The following is an 18,434-nucleotide window of genomic DNA, read 5'->3' on the forward strand; positions in this document are numbered from 1 at the left end:
TGATAATTGTTGTGTTACAGATATAATAAGGAATAGGGGAGCGGTTACGATTTACCGGCAACAACAATAACCTTGCTGGTTGTAGCTTAAAAAACGAAAACGGGACAGTATAGTTTTCATATCAACACAAACGTAATAACATTTTAAATAGTCTACAAGTTTAGTAGATTATTTTTATTTAAACTTGCAGTGCAGATATACTTATAAAAATGATGGTTCAGTACGCTTTAATTACGGGAGCAGGTAAAGGCATCGGGCGGTCAATGGCTATATTGCTGGCTCAAAAAGGATATAACCTACTGCTGGTTTCCCGGTCGGAGAATGACCTCATTGCCGTATCCGCCCAAATAAAAGCCAACTTGCATGTTAAGACTGATTATCTCGCGATTGATCTTTCGGGCGCAGGTGCGGCCCTCCGGGTCTTTGACTGGGCTAAAAACTTAAATGTACCAGTATCGATATTAATAAATAACGCGGGGCATGGTGCATGGGGAAATTTCGATGAGCTGGATCTGAGCGCACAAACCCGGATGATGCAGGTCAATATGAATGCGCTTACCGAGCTCTCCTATCATTTTATCCCGCTTTTAAAATTGCAGCAGCGGGCTTTTATCCTCAATGTAGCCAGCACCGCGGCTTACCAGGCGGTACCAACGCTGGCTGTATATGCAGCCACGAAAGCATTTGTTTTATCCTTTAGCCGGGCTTTAAGATATGAGCTTAAGGATATGCCGGTATCAGTAAGCTGCCTTTGCCCTGGCCCTACAGATACGGGCTTTGCCCACAGCGCGGGAATGGATGCCCTGGCCGAACTGGCAGCCAAATTTAACATGACAGCAGATGAGGTTGCGGCTATCGGCATAAAAGGAATGTTCAATAAAAAGGCCGAAATAGTCCCCGGATTTTTAAATAAACTGTCGGCCGCAGCGGCAACATACAGTCCTAAAAGCCTGATTGAACGCGTAACCGCCGGGCTTTACAAGCATTAAGAAATATTTTCAGAAATATTTGGTATGATTAACAATTTGTTTACATTTGTATTAATCTACTAAAAAGATAGATTTAATATACATTGAATAATGCGCACAACATAATATTTGCATCTCCAATGCGAATGCCCTTGATAACAAGGGTCATGTGCAGCTGTTGTTGTTAATTTCCCATTAAAGGATCCGCTCCTTTCTTCCACCGCCCAGGCGGTACCCAGCGTTTACAAATTCATTTCCCGGTACAATAATATCTTTTCCACCACATGGCAGCGTCATATCAAAAATTCACATTAGGCTCAACAATTACGTCCGAACAGCAGGCTTTTTTTAATCATCACGGCTTTATTCATTTTAAAAACTTTATTAAGCCCGAAACAGTTACCGACATCATCAATGCATCAAAACAGGTTGAAAATGCCTGGATCAGCAACAAAACTGAGAAGGTGAATGGCGTACCTATTAAATACGGCAAAGATCTTGACGGGTCGCCTATTGTGCAGCGTTTTGCTTTTATTAATCAGCACCATAACCTGTTAAATGAATTCACCAAAGATCCGCGTTTCGAGGTACTGCTTAACCTCATAGGCGAAGGCTCGCGTTTAGGAACTGAAGAAAAGGACGGCATGGTTTTTAACCACTATGTAAATGGCCCCGAAAGTAGCTTTACCAAAATGGGCTGGCATACCGATGGCCTGCGCGATATTTTTCACGGGCAAAAGTTAAACCCAATGTTGAATGTCGGCATCCATCTCAGCACGCTGAAACCCGAGAACGGCGGTTTACGCATCCTTCCCGGTACACATAAGCAAAACCTTTACCAGATGCTTTTCCGTAAAAAGTATTTCCTTGATCATGATACCGACGAAAATGAGGTAGCTATTATCCCCACAGCCGGCGACCTGACCATACATGACGGCCGCTTGTGGCACCGCGTGGCCCAGTCAACCGTAATTGGTGAAGCAAGCCGCCGCAGGGTAATCTATATCCCCATTATTGCAGGTAAATATGAGCCCAAGCACGCCGACAGCCCTACCGCCTTTTATCAACGTTTTGCAAGTATTGTTAAGTGAAAATTTATGTTAATTGCCTTATTCATCAGTTATCTGATCCGCACCGGGAAAGTAGCAGCCCTGAAAAATGCCTTTTCACAGAGCGGGCACTGGTTAAAATCCCTGTAAAATATGCACCGAAATATTTAAGAAGAGAAACAGCGGTTCAGGCTTGAGTTATTACCTATGCCGTTGTTGGTGGCAATACCAACAACTTTTCACGTCTTATTACTCTTATAATCACGGAATTATTATTTGCCCATGCAACGCAATAATTGAATGGCGCAGAGTTGTTGGTGACAACACCAACAACGGCGGAGACTAAAAAAGCGATGTCATTGCGAGGCGCCGCATGGGTAAAGAGCATCTGGGGCGACGTGGCAAGCTCGTAGCTATACAGATCGGATACGCATGGCTACGAGATTGCCACGCTGCGCTCGCAATGACATTTTTTATCTGATTCTTTATTTCAACCAAACCGTCTGCGTATAAGCACCATCAACGGCGGCATCCCAAACCTCAAGTCGTGCCCATTTGCGGCCTTTCATGTTTAACACTTTACTAAATGTTTTTGTGCCGAAGGCCTGGGTTGACGTAAGATCGATGTGCTCACGATAAACCCTCTTCCCATCTCCTGAAATGATTTCGGCAAAATTGAGCGGGAATGTCCAGCTGATCTTAAAGTTGACGGTACATTTACTGTCGGCCGGGATGGATATAGTTTCGCCGGATGAATGGCCGTTTACGATAAAATCTTCTATTAAAACTTCGCCGGTGGTAGAGAAAAATTTCCCTTGCTCCAAAACATCAAGCACCGGCTGCCAGCCATTTTTATATTGCGGCTGTTTGGCAAGTTTCAGGTAGTTTACATTGAGATGGGCGTACATTTCGTTTTCAGGTTCGATGCTGAACAAGTCTGCTTCGGAAAGTACTTTCTTTTTCAGGCCCCAGTTATTCATATCATCCATCAGATCAAATACCCGTTTGCCTAAACGAGGCTCTGAAAGATCAGCAGGTAAAGCTTTCCAGGCAGCTCCTAAAAATCTGTCGGACAGGTAAAAATCTTCCTTCTTATAAGCATCCGGGAAACCGGTTGATCCCTTTGTACGGGCATGCGCTGTCCAGGCCAAACCATTTTCGGCTTTAAGCAGGTTCAGCATATCGGCTTTGTCACCAATGTGGTAAACTTTGCCATGTTCGGCATCGGTACTTTCAAAAGGCGTACCCGCCTTGCGCGACATAATCCAGTACACCGGCTTAGGGAAAAATGCCAGCCAATGGCCGCCAAAAAATTCATTAGGCTCTTCGCCGGGCAGCAGTAAAAAATTAGAATCAGACAAGCGGTTACACTGATCAAACAGCGCTTTTAATTCTTTAAGGCGCTGCTCGTCCGGTCCTTTGGGATGGGCGGTATAATGAAATTCAGCCAAATGAACTATGTTGATGCCTTGACGCTTTAAAACCTTCACAAAGGAGGGACTATCAGGCACAGGCTTACCCGCCAGCACCACGCTCATGATAAACTCGTTATGAAAATGACTTGCCATGGTTTTATAACCCGGCAAAGGTTTGTAACTGTCATCATGGGTGAATTGCTTTACGTTATTCAGCAAAGCGTCTGCTCCATCATTGCCCAGCAGGCAAAAAAAGTTAAGCCGTTGTTTGGTTCCCGGAGGGGCATTAAACCAGGGCACGAAACGTTTATCGCCCTGTAATTCCTGCCTGATACCAAGCCCAAAACCAGGAAGCAAACTGCAGTAATTGTTACCGTACCATACAAACTTGAGATTGAAAGCTTCATCCAAAGGATAAAAATACTGGTGCGGTGCAGGGAATATGGCTATCGCGGCATTATCATTTGCGCCTATGATGGTGCGGTATTTTACAGCGAGGTTTTTAGCTGTATCAGGCCGTTCAATCTGATCTGTTTGCAGGTGTTCATACACATCGCTGTAACTTACAGTCTTAGGCGGTTTTGTTGCAGCTATCAAACCGGCATCGTACAAAATGGCAGTTGAGTCAATTGGTGTTGATACAACCGCAGCTACATTAAACAGGGGCTGTCCGTTGTACAGGGTGATTTCCAGGTCGCCTTTAAAATTGGGAGCTTCTAATCCGGATATGGTAATTATAGTTCGGGTGCCTTTGCCGCTTACATTGACTGACTTTTTATGAAAATCCAGCTTATAGGAATGGTGCGGCTTCAGCGGTACTTTATCAAAAAAGATATTCCAGCCGTTTTGAGAGATAAGGTCGCGCTTGCCTTCTGTGAGGATAAACTGCGGATCGATATTTTCAATTATCGGCTTGTAAATACCTCTTTTACTTAACTGTACGCTGGTAAATAGCGGTTCGCCATTTTTTAAATTTAAAACAAGTTTAGCCTTGCTGTTAATCCCTGCCGGCCAGGTTACCGTTACGTTTGCGGTATTTGCCATTACACTTACGCCGGCCGCCGGTTTTAAGTTTTTATAGCCTGATACCTGCGCCTGAACTTTAAAAAAAGCCAGCGACAGTAATCCGCAAAGTGCAAGATGTTTTAATTGATGAACCATGTTGTATTTATTTAGTTATTACCGGCCAGCCACTTTGATATTTGATTGGGCTGATACACATTACCCTTCCCTTTTCCTTATGGGCTATTTCAATTGCATGATAAGCTATAAGTTTGTTTCCCTTTTCGTCGGTAAAAATAGAATTATGACCAGGAGCCGTGTAAACAGCATCTTTTATTAAAATGGCGCTATTAAGTGTTTGATTGCTTTCTCCCAATCTTACAAACGGACCGAGTGGGTTATCAGCTTTGGCTATCATCACAGCATAATTGGCCCCGGTACCACAACAGTTATCACCCGAGTAATACAGGTAATACGTACCGTTATCATAATCAAGCCATGAGCCTTCAACCAGGTTGCTGTAGCTTTTATCCTTGCCCGGTTCAACTACAACTGTTGGCTGTGAACCTTCTTTAAAGTCCGACCAGTCATCTTTCATTTCCTGTACCCGCAATGGCTGAAAGTCCGATCCCCAGTAAAGAAAATGCTTCCCGGTTTTAGGGTCAACAAAAGCTTTAGGGTCGATGCAGTGAAAACTCGGGCCCTTCATAAATGGTGTGCCCCTATCGGTAAAAGGCCCAAGCGGATTATCAGCATAAGCTATCCCCATCCATTTGCCAGTTAACTCGTTTGGATCGGCGGAAAAGAACATGACGAATTTGTTGAGTTTGGCGTCGAAGAAAACATCCGGCGCCCAAAAGTTTTGGGTATTAGTAGCCCATGAAGGTTTTTGAGGCAAAGCGTCACCCGCATATGTCCAGTGTTCATGATCGGTTGACCAGGCCACCTGGATATTGATCATCTTTCCATCACCTCCCAGCGATTGAGTTGCGTAAGCATAATACTTGCCATTATAACTGATCACCGTAGGATCGGGGAAATCCCTGTCAAGCACAACATGGATAAGGCCACTATAGGGCGCTGGCTGCTTAGTTGGCTCAATTTGCTGTGCATGGCTGCGGCAGGCGGTTATAGTGCCGAACAGGCCCAGCATCAGATAATTAAAAAACTGCTTCATAGGTGTAATTGGTTTAAGGGGAGTATTAGCGAGGAACAAGACTTACGAAGTTTTTAAAACTTCGTAAGTCTGTAATAAATCGGCATTTCAGGTGATAAGCAGATTTGTGTGATAGGTTAACGCGGGAGGCGCATGTGACGCGGCCCTATTTAAAACATTGGTTTCAGCATTCGGAAATCATCTGCACATCTGCGCATCTGAAGTCCGCACATCCAAACCCTATCGTCCGGTCAATTTCTTGATCAGATTTGTTTCTTCCGGGATGTAGGCAGTACCATCCTTACGGAAAATGTCATGGAACCACAGTTTAGGTTCTTTACCATCAGGCATTGGGGTATCCCAGGCGTAAATAGTATTGGTTTTACCACTTACAAAGCCCCAGTTTATAGCGCCTACGTTTTCTTTTTTAAGCATCGGCAATACGGTGCCAAACAGGCTATTGCGTGGACGGGCCATGTACTCGGTACAAATCAACGGGCGACCGTTCATTTTCAGAAACTGTACTGTTTTCAGGTGATCTCCTTCAGGCGTATAATCATGATAAGTAACAATGTCGGAATTCGCTATCTGGAATTTGTTCAGGTCTTCCAGGTCCCAGCGCCAAACGCCGGCACTAATTGGTTGACTTGGATTTATCTGCCTTGCCCATTTAAACACGCTTTTCAACAACGGCAAAGTTTTGTTGCCTTTATCTGAGTTGCCCGGCTCATTGTACAAATCCCAAAGTAAAACGCGTTTATCATTGGCGAAACGTTTCAATACGTCCTTCACATATTTCTCAAGCACCGGCGAATTTGCTGCGTTATCAGATGCCGGCTGTCCGGGGTCCTGCATCCAGCCCGAGTTATGGATTCCCGGTTTTGGCTCCGGTTGTTTACCCGCTTTAGGTACTTTATTCCAGCAGTCATCAAAAAATACAAACATGGTTTTTACGCCGTGTTTACTTGAAATGGCAAGGTACTCGTCCATGCGTTTTTTGAAACCTTCCGGATCCTGCTCCCAGGCTAAATGATGCAGGAAAACGCGCATTACATTCATGCCAATACCCTGCGCATAGCCTAATTCTCTATCTATTGTTTTTGGATCGAAGGTATCGGCCTGCCACATTTCTAACTGGTTAATGGCTGTACTTGGAATAAAATCGGCACCCACCAGCCATTGCTGCTGCGCATACCAGGTTTTTGCCTTCTCCTGCGACCATACCTGCGCCGGCGCTTTTTGCTGCGCCATTACCCTCATCCCCAATGGCATTGCCAAAGCAAGCGCCAATACTTTTAATTTTGTTTGCATTTATAAAAGTTTAATAGTTTAATTCTTTCCTTTTTTAATTCCCCTCTTGAGAGGGGAGCGTAGGATGGTGTGATGACAGGGGTTTGTTTCTGCGCCGTTTATTGACTCATGGATAAACACACCCCTCCGCCCCTCTCAAGAGGGGAATCGCACAGCCCTTGCTTTTATTCTTTATTTCTCTGTTACCACTTTTCCCTTCACCATCCATATCTCCGTTCCATTCCCAAAGGCATTGGTTGATGTAAGTGCAATAATGGTATCATCATTAAGCACACACAACGAGTTCCAAAGCCCGTGTTTATCAACCGGAATATTGAACGGTGCTGGTACACTCATAAAATTTTCAGCGTCGCTATTCCCTAAAGCTACCTGCATACACGCCTGTTCCCAATTATGATTTCGGTTTTGCGTACTTTGATAGGATAGCACTGTTTCACCGCTGAGCAGTTGCCTTAAATAAGGCGCTCCGGCGTAAACTGTATCCTGCAATTTGGGTGTGAGCGCGTATGTGCGTTCGGCATCATTGGGGCCAACCGTTTTTTTCCAATTTTGGCCGATGCTGTTGCGGATGATAGACGGTTTAAAAGTTGCACCGGCATTATCCTCTATCGAAAAAGCAATCTCATTTTTTCTTTTCAGGATGACTGGCACCGGCATACCATCTCTATGGCCCGGCCTGAAAGATACAATTTGAGGCTGTTTTGTCCAGCTTAAGCCGTTATCCTTCGACCGGAATATGGAAATATTTTGCTCGTTTGATTTGGTGTACACACCCTCGTTTGAAAAGAACAACTGGATCTCGCCCGATGGCAATTGAATCTGCGATGGCTCCCAGCAGCCATCATCAAAATTATAACGCGCCTGATAAATCAGGCGTTCATCCGTCCAGGTTTTGCCTTTATCGTAGCTCTTTTTTGTACAGATGGCAAAGTGTTTGGTTGTATCCCAAGCACTGTTTACTTTATGCGGGCGTGGGTTGTATGATGCCAGTAATGAATGGTCTTTCAACTCCAGTATCTCGGGCACTGCCATGTTTACGCCCGGCACTGGCCGGGCAATTATTACAGGAGGCTTCCAGCTTTTACCTAAATCAGTACTTGTAATGCATTCAATACCTCCGGCACTTTCATAAACACAAAACAGGTTACCATTACTTAACTGGATCATGCGGGCGTAATTGCCGTTTTTGCTCCCTACCTGTTTTAAGGTGGCTTGATCCCAGGCAATAGTTTTATTGTTAACGGCATTGTGTTGCCCCAGAACCATCACCGGGGCAAACACACCCATTAACCAAATGAATATCTGCCGCATAACCAATTATATTCTTTTTATTTCTGTCGATATTTTATTTGACGTCGGCCAGCCAGAAACTAAATGGCTTATCCCTGTCGCAAACCAGTGTTTCACCGTTAAACTCCAATTCAGCGGCATGGATGGATGTGCGTTTGGTTGTGTAACTGTAAGCCCCCATCTGCATTTTTCATTATTCAGCAACCGGGAAAGCCGAGATCCTTAACCTTGCCCCGCCCATAGGTACCAATGTTAGTTCTTTAGCAGGTTCCTCAGTTTTAACCGGACTTTGCGGCAATACACCGCATAAACCTGTTTCATCTATCTTCCAACCGGGCAGCTGCTTACCTTTTGCTTTCAACTCTATCGGCGCATTGGTATTGGTGAACGGATTATTATCCTTTGGCCATGCGCGGTGAATAACCTCTATTGATTTTTCAGGATGCTGTTCATCTATAAGCAAACCATAGTTCCATGGCGATGCAGCGTAGATATTGTAAGAAGGCCATTTTTGAGGATCGGCACCCGGCTGCCAGTGCGAATCGCCCTGAGCATCTTTCAGGTTATCTCCTTTGGTATATTGCTCTTCTATTTTCAAAGAATAGGTAAGCGGGCCATAGCTAACACTTACGCTATTTTTGTTTTTAGCCCATTCTTTCACCTTAAGCTGCATTGGCAACTGAAGCGTTACTTTATCGCCATTTTTCCAGTTTTTTGCCAAACGGATATAATCGCCAGTTGAGGTGTTTACATCCACAGCTACGCCATTAACTTTTACCGATGCGCCTTTGCACCACTCAGGGATACGCAGGTAAAGCGGAAAATTGACTGCTTTTGGTGTAGTAACTGTAAAATTGATCTCATCCTGGAAAGGGTAATGACTTGTTTCGGCAATGCTTACTGTGGTACCGTTACCAACTTTTGCGTTCACCTTACCTTCGGTATAAAGCAGGGCAGCTATGCCATTGTCAGGAGTAGCCATCCAGCTGTTTTCGGCATAATATACCCAACCAGCAGCGTGGTTATGCTGGCAACAACGGCTGCCGAAAGGATTCATCATTAAAAACGGACCTTCATTGGCAATACCCGGATGATGGTTTTTACCATCACTCACCACCATGTTAGGTGCAGTTAGATAACGTAAAGCACGATAATCGGGCATAAAGGCAGCCGGGAAGGTATTGAAAGCTACGTCTTCACAGTTTTCAGCCCAGAAACGGTCGCCGGTATTACCTAACAACATCTGATCGGATGTCATCTGCTCAACCAAACCGCAGGTTTCTACCGCCTGGCGCGGATCATCGTAACCTTTACGGGCATTTTCATCGGCACCGAACATACCGCCCGGAACCTGGCCATAGATATCACGGATCAGTTTAAAATCATTGTAGGTAGCATCCAGGTCTTTTTTATCATGGCTTTGCAGGTAATAAGTTGCCGGCTCGCGGAAACACTGGGCCACGTTAACATTGTGCCAGTTGGGCAGGTTATTGGCCTGGCGCCAGTCCGCAGTATTTTTATCAAGCTTGGTAGCCAGATCAAGCAAAAACTTATCGCCGGTGCGGTTGTAAAGCCAGTAAACACTCAGCATGTTATCGCCGCCGCGACTGTTTTCCCAGTAATCTTCCAAAAACTTATTATCAGGCGTAGCTAACTCATACTTAAAGTATTTGGTCATGAAAGGGATAACGCGGGGATCTTTAGTGTATTCATAATATGATTGCAGGCACCAAAGCATAGGCATGTTGGTCCAAAGGTCACGGTTGCCGTTATGTTCAACCGCCGGACCAAAATCGCCGTTATCACGCTGGTTGTTCAGTACGGCATCTATCCAGAATTTCGTTTCGGCAATCATCTTTTTATCTTTCAGCATGTAGGCTATATCAGCATAACCCTTTAGCCAGTAAGGCAACTCTTCCCAACCATATTCGCCTTTGCCCTCTTTATTAAGCCACGCATTGTTGGTTTTTGAAAGCCACGCACTGATTTCGCCAAGGTTACCGGTTAAACCGTCGCGCTGCAGTTCCATCATCTTTTTAAGCCAGCCGCCGGCTTCAATGCTACCGGTAGGCAATTTGGTAAAATATTGCCTCTGCAAGGGGGCTCGGTTATTTACATAAAAAGCATTCGCGCCTTTGTTATCAACCGTTGTTACCGTGGTTGCTTTCACGCTCTGGGCATTCACAGTTGCAAAGCCCGCACAGATCATCGCCACAGAAAGACAAACCTCCCTGCGCATCAGTTTTATACTATTTTTTATAGTCATACGTAAAGATATTATTTCACCAGGGCCGGATCGTACAGTTTGCTGTTGGCTTTTTGTAACAATTCAACAGGCATTTTAATCACCTTGCGATCATAGGTCATGAAGCCGTTTACTTCGCCCTCCACATCTGTTGTTTGTGTATATACTGCTGCCGAAAGGCCAACTTTAATCAATTCTTCCAGCCTATCGGTAAAGGTTGAATATCTTTTAAACAGGTCGTCGCCGTTTTTGAAGTTTTGGTAGCCCCAGTTTTTATTGGCCTGCCAGGTATGTCCGTCAACCGGCCAGCCCAAACCACCAAACTCGCCTAAAACAACCGCTTTAGTTTTACCGAAGATCTCAGGACGTGGCATAGCAGGGTGCGGATAGTTATGCAAATCGACAATGTTACCGGTATCGTAGAAGTTGCCACCGCTGGCACTGTTCACCAAACGTGACGGGTCTTTTTTCATCGTCCATTCGGTGATCTCCACAGTTTTAAACTGTCCCCAGGCCTCGTTAAACGGAGTCCAGACTACGATGCATGGATAGTTATATAATGAGTTAATGATAGCGTTCCACTCTTTGCGATAGTAGCTTTCAGATTCGGGAGTACGTTGCTGGTCAGTTGCGCGGTCAAGCACGCCGGGACGATTTTCCCAATGGTTGCCTAAATCGCCGCTCGGCATATCCTGCCAAAGCAGCATACCTGTTTTATCGCAATAAGCATAATAACGTGCCGGCTCCACCTTAATGTGCTTGCGGATCATGTTAAAGCCCATTTCCTTCAACTTATCAATATCAAAGCTCATAGCCTCATATGTTGGCGGGGTGTATAAGCCATCAGGCCACCAGCCCTGATCAAGCGGGCCGTATTGAAACACAAATTTGTTGTTCAGCAACATGCGCTGAATGCCGTTGGCATCAGCTCCAAGCGAAATTTTGCGCATGGCAAAGTAGCTGCCTACCTCATCAACAGCTTTGTTATTGCGGATAACGGCAACTTTCAGGTCATACAAAAAAGGATCGGTAGTTGACCATAAGTGCTGATCTTTGATATCCAGCACGGCAGTTTCGCCGGCGTCAATTGTTTTTTCGGATACGAGGGTTTTGCCGTTCCAGGCACTGATCTTCAGCTTATCGCCCGGTTGGCTATTGGTAACTTCGGCCGAAACCGATAGTGTGTGAGCGTCAATGTTAGGGGTTTGTTTGGTGGCTTCAATGTGTGTTTTAGCTACACCTTCCAACCAAACAGTTTGCCAGATGCCGGTAACAGGAGTATACCAGATTCCTTCGGGCTTTTTTACCTGTTTACCACGCGGCTGCGGACCATCATCTGTCGGGTCCCACACGCTTACGGTAATTTCCTGTTTTGAACCGCCTTTTAAATAAGGGGTAATGTTAAATGTAAAAGGATCAAAGCCGCCTTCATGGATGCCGGCACTTTTACCGTTTACAAATACTTCGGTACGCCAGTCAACCGCACCAAAATGCAGCAGTACATCTTTACCTTTTAATGTTTTATTTAAGCTGATGGTTGTTTTATACCACAACATGCTATCCTTACCCACCGTTTTACCCACTCCCGACAGGGCAGATTCAACCGCGAAAGGCACCAGGATCTTTCCTTCATATTTGGCAGGCCCTGTAGTTGCTTTAGGCACTATGGCATAGTTCCATAAACCATTAAGATTTTGCCAGTTGCCACGTACCATTTGCGGGCGTGGATATTCGGGAAGCGGTGCCTTAGGGTCAACCTTTTCGGCCCATGGGGTAGTGATCCTGTCTTTTATCAAATGCCATTCGCCTTGCTGTGCATTGGCAGATAGATAAGTAGTAATAAAAAGAGACAGGCAAAGCGATAGTTTCTTCATCAGTTTTGAAGTGTAAGGATATTATGTAATTAATTATGCAGGGAGAAAAAAATGGCCCCGCCATGAAGCGGGGCCTTATTATAATTTTAGTAGTTAACCTTCACTACAGGCGAGAAAATCATATCTTCAACATCTGCAACTTTAAGTCCTACACGAGCGAACACATAATTTTGCGTAGGTGTTATAGTTGGCACATTTACGCTTATGCTGACGTTATTCATGTTTGTAATTGCCGAACCAGCAATATTAGTAGATGCAATTTGATTATCACCTGCTGATACAAACTGAGTTTTGTTAATATACAACACAACAGCTTCTATATTTTTGGCATTGGCATCGGTTATAACCTTTTGTAAATCAAATACGGCGGTAACAACTTTACTGGCACCCGTTATTTTGGTATTATTAATAAGGTAATATGGAGTTACCTCAATATCAAGAGTTTGGCTACCGCTGACAGTTACAGCCAATGTATCCCTTTTACCCGAGGCAAGTTCTTTCCACATAAATGGGCCTTGATTTGGCGGAATGGTAAATTTGTAATTACCGTTAAACAAAAGCGTTGAGTAACTGCCATCCTGTTGGAAGGTGCCCTTAATTGCACCTGTTTTACCAAAGCCCGGCTGATAAAGCTCGAAAGGGACCTGATTATATTCAACGTTAATTGCCGCCCCTTTATAAGTAAGACGACCGGTAAGTTTTGATGAGGGCGCATCATAGTTATCCTTCTTGCAACCCATGGTAGCAAGTAAGAGCCCAAGTATGATATGATGAAATTTTATTTTCATGATGGTTAATTATTAATACCTATTGATTTGGTTGCTTTACAATTTTAGGATTTGCTGATAATATATCATCACCTATTTGTGAATAATAATTACCTATCTGGAACCTGTTGGCACCCGTTACAGCACTCGGTTTTACTTCTTTAAAGATCCATTTTCCGCTATTAGGATTACCCGGATTGAAATACTTATAAGGCCATAAACCGAAAGGCTGGGTATTGTGTTTGGTAGCACTACCAATATTGCTAACCAGATCAGCAACCGACATTTGGGCACCATCCCAAACTCTTGTGGCAAGTCTCCAGCGTTTCATATCATATAGGGTGTGCCCCTCAAATGCAAGCTCAACCCTCCGCTCATGCACTATCCTGTCAAAGGTGAGTGCAGCCAGGGGAGTGGTTAATCCTGCACGTGACCTTACCTGGTTAATATAACCAAGCGCAGTACCTGTTTGGCCAAGTTCAAAGGCAGCCTCTGCAGCATTCAACAGCACTTCGGCATAACGGTAACGGATAAAGTTAACGTCGCTTCCGCGGCCGCGACGGCCAGAGCCTACCGTTGGATCAAGATACTTACGGATATAAAACCCGGTTTGCGTGCGAAACTCCAATCCATTAACAGGGCCGTCTTTGCCAACAACCTGGATATTTTTACCAAGTCCCGGTACATCCTGTGTTATAGTAGCGTCGCCGCTGCTTATCACTGTACCATCGCCAAGCTGGTAGCCTGCAAAAACCTCAGTCCTTTTACCTTTGAATAAGCCGTTTGGTAACAATACGGTACCTGCAAGTCGTGCATCCCTGCCTGCAAAAGCGTCAAGCTGGTTGGTATAATACACAGGATTACCTCCCGCATCTTTTGTTGCAATTGGCGCGTAGGTATTATCCAGCTTTTCAAAAGCCTCAACCAGGTTCAACGACGGATTTAAACGACCTGCGTCCAAACCTTCGTCGGACATTGAGAATGGCTGATCATTAGTGGTAAACCCGTGTACTTTACCGCCGTTGGCTTTAAAGTCCTCAACAAATATAGCTTCCTGGTTTACACTGCTTTTATCAAGGAAAATAGCAGCGAAGTTATCGCTCAGGTCAGGAAGTACTTTGTATAACTGGTAGCTGCCTGCCGAACCGTTAATAATTTCCTGAGAAGCGCTCAATGCTTTGGTATAATAAGCATTAGCCTGCGTAGAAGGAATACCAACTTCGTTCCCCGGTAATGATACCTGGGGCGTAGTGGCGCCATATTTTGCAATTGAACCTGCATATAGTGCAGCCCTTGCTTCCATGGCTAATGCTGCCGCTTTAGTTGCCCTTGATTTTTGGTTAACATCTGCCGGGAGTATTGATTTAATAGCCTCTGCTTCGCTGATAATAAAATCATATACTTCTGATTCTTTAGCACGCGGCCTTTGAAGCGGGGTAACGTTACCGGAGTAATCATAAGCCAACGGATCGGTAATTAACGGAACGCCACCCATACGTTTAACCATTTCAAAATAATAGTTAGCGCGTAAAAAGCGGGCCTCGGCAATAAAACGCGCTTTATCACCTTCGGTAAGTTTGGTGGCCGCGGTTGCACGTTGTATAAAAAGGTTCAGGTCGCGGATATAACCATAATCCCATATTGCCCATTCGCCGTAGCCCCAGCCTGTACGTTGCACAAGGAAGCTGCTGCCATTTTCTGAAGGGAAAGCCTCGCTGAAATCAGCGAATGTGCGCCATCCCGGCTCCCTGTCACCATTTGGTGACTGAGGATATTCTCTTGAGGGATAACCATCTAAACTTGAGAAATCGCGTTGTCTGTCATAAAGATCGCCAAGGATTGAAAGTACCAGGGCAGGGTCTGAAAATGCCAGATCTGTTGGCAGCACCTGTTTAGGCGGCACATCTAAAAATGAACTATCTTTTCTGCACGATCCCGCTACTACCGAGATTGCCAGCATTGTTATAATTGAAATCTTTTTCATTTGCTTTTAAACTTTAGGAATTAATTAAAAGGTTAAATTAACGCCGAAGTTGAGTACCTTACTTTGCGGAAACTGTAAACCATTATCATCGGTAGTTTCCGGGTCAACGCCATACTGTTTCAGGTTATCAAATGAAAACATGTTGTACGCGTTAACATAAAATCTCGCTCTCCTGATCTTCACTTTCTTAAGCATATCAGTCGGCAATGAATAGCCCAGTTCTAAAGTCCTGGCCCTTAAATACCTTACACTATGCAACCAAAAAGTTGAGTTACGCTGGCCGTTTAGCTCGTAATCGCTATGACCAAAACCTGGGTTCACCCTGTTTGCCGGATATTTACCCGGTACCCACGGACTGTTTAAATCAAACATATCCTGGCGGTGCCACCTGTCTTCAAATATCGAGTTCAGGTTACCATTGTTCTGGAACGCCCAGCGGGTTTCATAATTCTGGAACCAGGTATAACCTGCACCACCTGAAAAATCGGCATGGAAATCAAAGCCTTTATAAGCAGCACCAACTGTAAAGCCGAAGTTGATATTAGGCTGTGTACCATAACCGAAACCTATAGGGCGCTCGTCATACTGGTCAATTTTTCCATCGCCATTCTGATCTTTATACATCAGGTCGCCCGGCAATAAGGTACGGTTACCTTTGCCATCGTTGTTGATAGTATAGTTGTTGATCTGTTCCTGCGACGTAAACTGGCCAATAACCTGGTAGCCCCAGTCGATATGCGAGTACCTGTTTTCGGTCGAGTTGCGGTATTGATCCCATGAGTTAAAGAATAGCGGGTTATAGCTTTGCAGGTTTTTTTGGCGGGTGTAGCCAAAGTTACCGCCTATATTATAGCTTGCTTTGCCAATTTTACCGTTATAGTTAAGCGAGATCTCAAAACCGCGTTGCGAATCGCTGCTCGCGTTTTCCTTCGGCAAAGAGTAGCCTATTTCAATAGGTACCACAACATCATTTTTAGTACCTAACAAGCCGGTACGTTTACGATAGAAATAATCGATAGTACCATTCAGTGAACTGTTAAACAAGCTGAAATCGGCAGCAACATCGGTAATTTTACTTTTCAGCCATGAAATACGGGTTACAGGGATCCCTTTATCCCTTGAAGTGATAACCGCGTTGCCATCAAAAATATAAGTGCCCTGGTTGTAGTTGTAACCTGGCAAATAAGCATATGGGGCCACAATAGGATTAGCTGAATTTCCCGGATCACGGTCGTCACCTAACACACCGTATGAACCACGGAATTTCAAATCATTCAGGATACTGTTTTCGCCTAATAGTTTTTTCATGAAACCTTCCTGTGTGATGCGCCAGCCGGCAGATACACCAGGGAAATAACCCACACGTTTATCAGGGGCAAACAGGTATGATGCATCCCGCCTTGCCGAAGCTTCCAAATAATAGCGGTTGTCATAGTTATAGTTTACACGGCCAATGTAACCTATGCGGGTTTCGGTATTATCACTATCCTGGTATTGATCGGCTGTTGGGAAGTAGATCAATGGCAGGTTATTTGAAATTGGCGAAGCATGGATCCAGTTACGTAAATGTTTTAACTCAATACGTTCAGAAACAAACGTAGCGCCAATGGTATGTTTACCAAAACTGTTGTTATAATTAATTTGCCATTGGTAAGTTTTGGCAAACTCTTTACGCTGCTCACGTTCGCGCCATGGGTTGGTGCTGCCGCCGGTTACATCATAAGTATCGGTAGCCGGCTTGTAGGTATACGCATTGTACGTGTACTCCTGGTTATTAAGCAAATAATCAGCAATATAATAAGAGTACAAACCTCTCACATTCAATCCTTTTACTCCCGGTATTTGATACTCAACGCCAAAGTTACTTTGAAGTACTCGCCAATCACTGTGATAAAGTCCTGAAAGCTTTTTATTCAGGAAGGCATAGTTTGACTCAGTATGACCGATATCATTGAGGTATGCGGGATTATCATTAGCATAAGGACGCTCAAGAGGCGTATTTCTTAATACGGCAAAACGGGCAAGGAAGTAATCATCGCCACCCGGTACACCAGGGTTTTCGCGGGTTTCGATACGCCCGTTAATGTCCAGGCTTACTTTTAAACCGTTGGCCACTTTAACCGAAACGTTCGACTGGATATTTGAACGGTTAAATTTATACTCTTTACCCAACTGCGAATTTTGATAAAGGTTAGTTGCCGAAACATAATAGTTAACCCTGTCGTTACCGCCGGTAAAATTGGCATTTACCGAGTTTTGCGGGGCGTTGTTATTGGCCTTCAAAACATAATCACGCCAGTTAAAGCTTTGGTAACCTTTTTCGGTGCCGGCTTTATACTTATCAAGCTCGGCTTGGGTAATACTGGTTGAGCCATTGCTGTTAACCTCGGCATCAGCGCGGTAACGCATGTAATCATATGAATTGGTTAACACGTTGGGGAACCTGTACCAGTTTTGGTAACCGGTGTAAGCATCAATATTGATGCGGGCTTCACCAGCGCCTTTTTTGGTGGTTACCACCACTACGCCGTTAGCCGCACGTACACCGTAGATAGCTGCCGAAGCGTCTTTCAAAACAGAAATGCTTTCCACATCGTTAGGAGCAAGGTTGTTAAACTGGCCTTCATCCTGCTGGATCCCGTCAATTACATATAAAGGCGTACCCATGTTACGGATCTGGATGCTGGCGCTGGCACCAGGCCTGCCTTCAGACATCCTGAAAGTTACACCCGGAATTTTACCTGCCAAACCTGTACTTACAGTTGAACCGGCATGTACGCGGTCGAGGTCTTTACTGGTAACAGTTGAGATGGCACCTGTGATAGATGCCTTCTTTTGCGTACCGTAACCGGTAACAACCACCTCCTGCAAAGCCGAGTTTGTGGCACGCAAACGCACTTTTACGGTTGTTTGGCCGTTTAATGGTAATTCGAGTGTAGTAAAACCGATGTAAGTAAAAACCAAAGTGCTGTTTGCACCTGGTACGTTAATGCTGAAATTGCCCTGTGCATCGGTTGTGGTGCCCCCCTGTGTGCCCTGTACCCGTACGGCTACGCCGGTAAGTACCTGGCCGGTGGTGTCAACCACGTTGCCTGTTACCTTAATTTTATTTTGCGCGGATGCGCTAAACGAAAAAAGGAAACCGGTCATGATGAAAAAAGCGATTAGCATTACTTTGGGGCTCCATTTACTGGGCGGCCACTGCACATGAGGGTTTCCCCCATGCCTGAGTAGTAAAAATTTTCTCATAAATGATCTATTAATTGGTTAAGTTTTGATTTTAAAAATGTACAATTGACATATCTAAAATCATGTTGTAAAGAAAAAGGATTTTGGCCCCGGCGCTTAACCAAATCATATCAATACTTAGTCA

At 44.7% G+C, this 18,434-nt stretch carries 12 protein-coding genes; 2 read left to right on the top strand and 10 right to left on the bottom strand.

What is annotated here, in order from left to right; genetic code table 11:
- Positions 1 to 209 precede the first annotated feature (209 nt).
- Both FHW88_RS00555 and FHW88_RS00560 read left to right on the top strand, forming a co-directional pair.
- Positions 210 to 989, top strand: coding sequence for an SDR family NAD(P)-dependent oxidoreductase (locus FHW88_RS00555; RefSeq protein ID WP_255485183.1), 780 nt, complete (start codon positions 210 to 212; stop codon positions 987 to 989).
- 263 nt (positions 990 to 1,252) lie between these two features.
- Positions 1,253 to 2,059, top strand: a complete 807-nt coding sequence (locus FHW88_RS00560) for a phytanoyl-CoA dioxygenase family protein (protein ID WP_176622336.1) — start codon at positions 1,253 to 1,255, stop codon at positions 2,057 to 2,059.
- Positions 2,060 to 2,502: 443 nt separating this feature from the next.
- Here FHW88_RS00560 and FHW88_RS00565 read toward each other — a convergent pair whose 3' ends face one another.
- The 10 genes from FHW88_RS00565 to FHW88_RS00605 form a co-directional block, all read right to left on the bottom strand.
- Positions 2,503 to 4,593 (bottom strand): hypothetical protein, encoded by a 2,091-nt coding sequence (locus FHW88_RS00565; protein ID WP_176622338.1) that lies wholly within the window; start codon positions 4,591 to 4,593, stop codon positions 2,503 to 2,505.
- Between the two features lie 7 nt (positions 4,594 to 4,600).
- Positions 4,601 to 5,611 carry a glycoside hydrolase family 43 protein gene (locus tag FHW88_RS00570; protein WP_176622340.1) on the bottom strand — a complete coding sequence of 337 codons (1,011 nt, stop codon included), beginning with the start codon at positions 5,609 to 5,611 and terminating at the stop codon, positions 4,601 to 4,603.
- 219 nt (positions 5,612 to 5,830) lie between these two features.
- Positions 5,831 to 6,901 carry a cellulase family glycosylhydrolase gene (locus tag FHW88_RS00575; RefSeq protein ID WP_218117109.1) on the bottom strand — a complete coding sequence of 357 codons (1,071 nt, stop codon included), beginning with the start codon at positions 6,899 to 6,901 and terminating at the stop codon, positions 5,831 to 5,833.
- Between the two features lie 171 nt (positions 6,902 to 7,072).
- Positions 7,073 to 8,212: a sialidase family protein gene (locus FHW88_RS00580; RefSeq protein ID WP_176622342.1), complete on the bottom strand. Its 1,140-nt coding sequence runs from the start codon at positions 8,210 to 8,212 to the stop codon at positions 7,073 to 7,075.
- A gap of 34 nt (positions 8,213 to 8,246) precedes the next feature.
- Positions 8,247 to 8,372, bottom strand: coding sequence for a hypothetical protein (locus FHW88_RS30095; RefSeq protein WP_255485184.1), 126 nt, complete (start codon positions 8,370 to 8,372; stop codon positions 8,247 to 8,249).
- A 12-nt stretch (positions 8,373 to 8,384) separates the two neighbouring features.
- A complete protein-coding gene (locus FHW88_RS00585; protein WP_255485185.1) occupies positions 8,385 to 10,457 on the bottom strand; it encodes a beta-L-arabinofuranosidase domain-containing protein in 2,073 nt (690 codons plus the stop codon).
- Between the two features lie 11 nt (positions 10,458 to 10,468).
- Entirely contained in the window at positions 10,469 to 12,310 is a 1,842-nt protein-coding gene (locus FHW88_RS00590) for a glycoside hydrolase family 2 protein (RefSeq protein ID WP_176622344.1), read from the bottom strand.
- Positions 12,311 to 12,396: 86 nt separating this feature from the next.
- Positions 12,397 to 13,098 (bottom strand): DUF3823 domain-containing protein, encoded by a 702-nt coding sequence (locus tag FHW88_RS00595; protein WP_176622346.1) that lies wholly within the window; start codon positions 13,096 to 13,098, stop codon positions 12,397 to 12,399.
- A 19-nt stretch (positions 13,099 to 13,117) separates the two neighbouring features.
- Entirely contained in the window at positions 13,118 to 15,061 is a 1,944-nt protein-coding gene (locus FHW88_RS00600) for a RagB/SusD family nutrient uptake outer membrane protein (RefSeq protein ID WP_176622348.1), read from the bottom strand.
- Positions 15,062 to 15,085: 24 nt separating this feature from the next.
- Entirely contained in the window at positions 15,086 to 18,310 is a 3,225-nt protein-coding gene (locus FHW88_RS00605; RefSeq protein WP_255485186.1) for a SusC/RagA family TonB-linked outer membrane protein, read from the bottom strand.
- Positions 18,311 to 18,434 lie beyond the last annotated feature (124 nt).

The organism is Mucilaginibacter sp. SG538B, from assembly GCF_013376065.1.
In the GTDB taxonomy this organism is placed as follows: domain Bacteria; phylum Bacteroidota; class Bacteroidia; order Sphingobacteriales; family Sphingobacteriaceae; genus Mucilaginibacter; species Mucilaginibacter rubeus.

Coding starts and splice junctions, on each gene's coding strand:
- FHW88_RS00555 (WP_255485183.1), top strand. CDS start 210: ATGATGGTTCAGTACGCTTTAATTACGGGAGCAGGTAAAGGCATCGGG.
- FHW88_RS00560 (WP_176622336.1), top strand. CDS start 1,253: ATGGCAGCGTCATATCAAAAATTCACATTAGGCTCAACAATTACGTCC.
- FHW88_RS00565 (WP_176622338.1), bottom strand. CDS start 4,593: ATGGTTCATCAATTAAAACATCTTGCACTTTGCGGATTACTGTCGCTG.
- FHW88_RS00570 (WP_176622340.1), bottom strand. CDS start 5,611: ATGAAGCAGTTTTTTAATTATCTGATGCTGGGCCTGTTCGGCACTATA.
- FHW88_RS00575 (WP_218117109.1), bottom strand. CDS start 6,901: ATGCAAACAAAATTAAAAGTATTGGCGCTTGCTTTGGCAATGCCATTG.
- FHW88_RS00580 (WP_176622342.1), bottom strand. CDS start 8,212: ATGCGGCAGATATTCATTTGGTTAATGGGTGTGTTTGCCCCGGTGATG.
- FHW88_RS30095 (WP_255485184.1), bottom strand. CDS start 8,372: ATGGGGGCTTACAGTTACACAACCAAACGCACATCCATCCATGCCGCT.
- FHW88_RS00585 (WP_255485185.1), bottom strand. CDS start 10,457: ATGACTATAAAAAATAGTATAAAACTGATGCGCAGGGAGGTTTGTCTT.
- FHW88_RS00590 (WP_176622344.1), bottom strand. CDS start 12,310: ATGAAGAAACTATCGCTTTGCCTGTCTCTTTTTATTACTACTTATCTA.
- FHW88_RS00595 (WP_176622346.1), bottom strand. CDS start 13,098: ATGAAAATAAAATTTCATCATATCATACTTGGGCTCTTACTTGCTACC.
- FHW88_RS00600 (WP_176622348.1), bottom strand. CDS start 15,061: ATGAAAAAGATTTCAATTATAACAATGCTGGCAATCTCGGTAGTAGCG.
- FHW88_RS00605 (WP_255485186.1), bottom strand. CDS start 18,310: ATGAGAAAATTTTTACTACTCAGGCATGGGGGAAACCCTCATGTGCAG.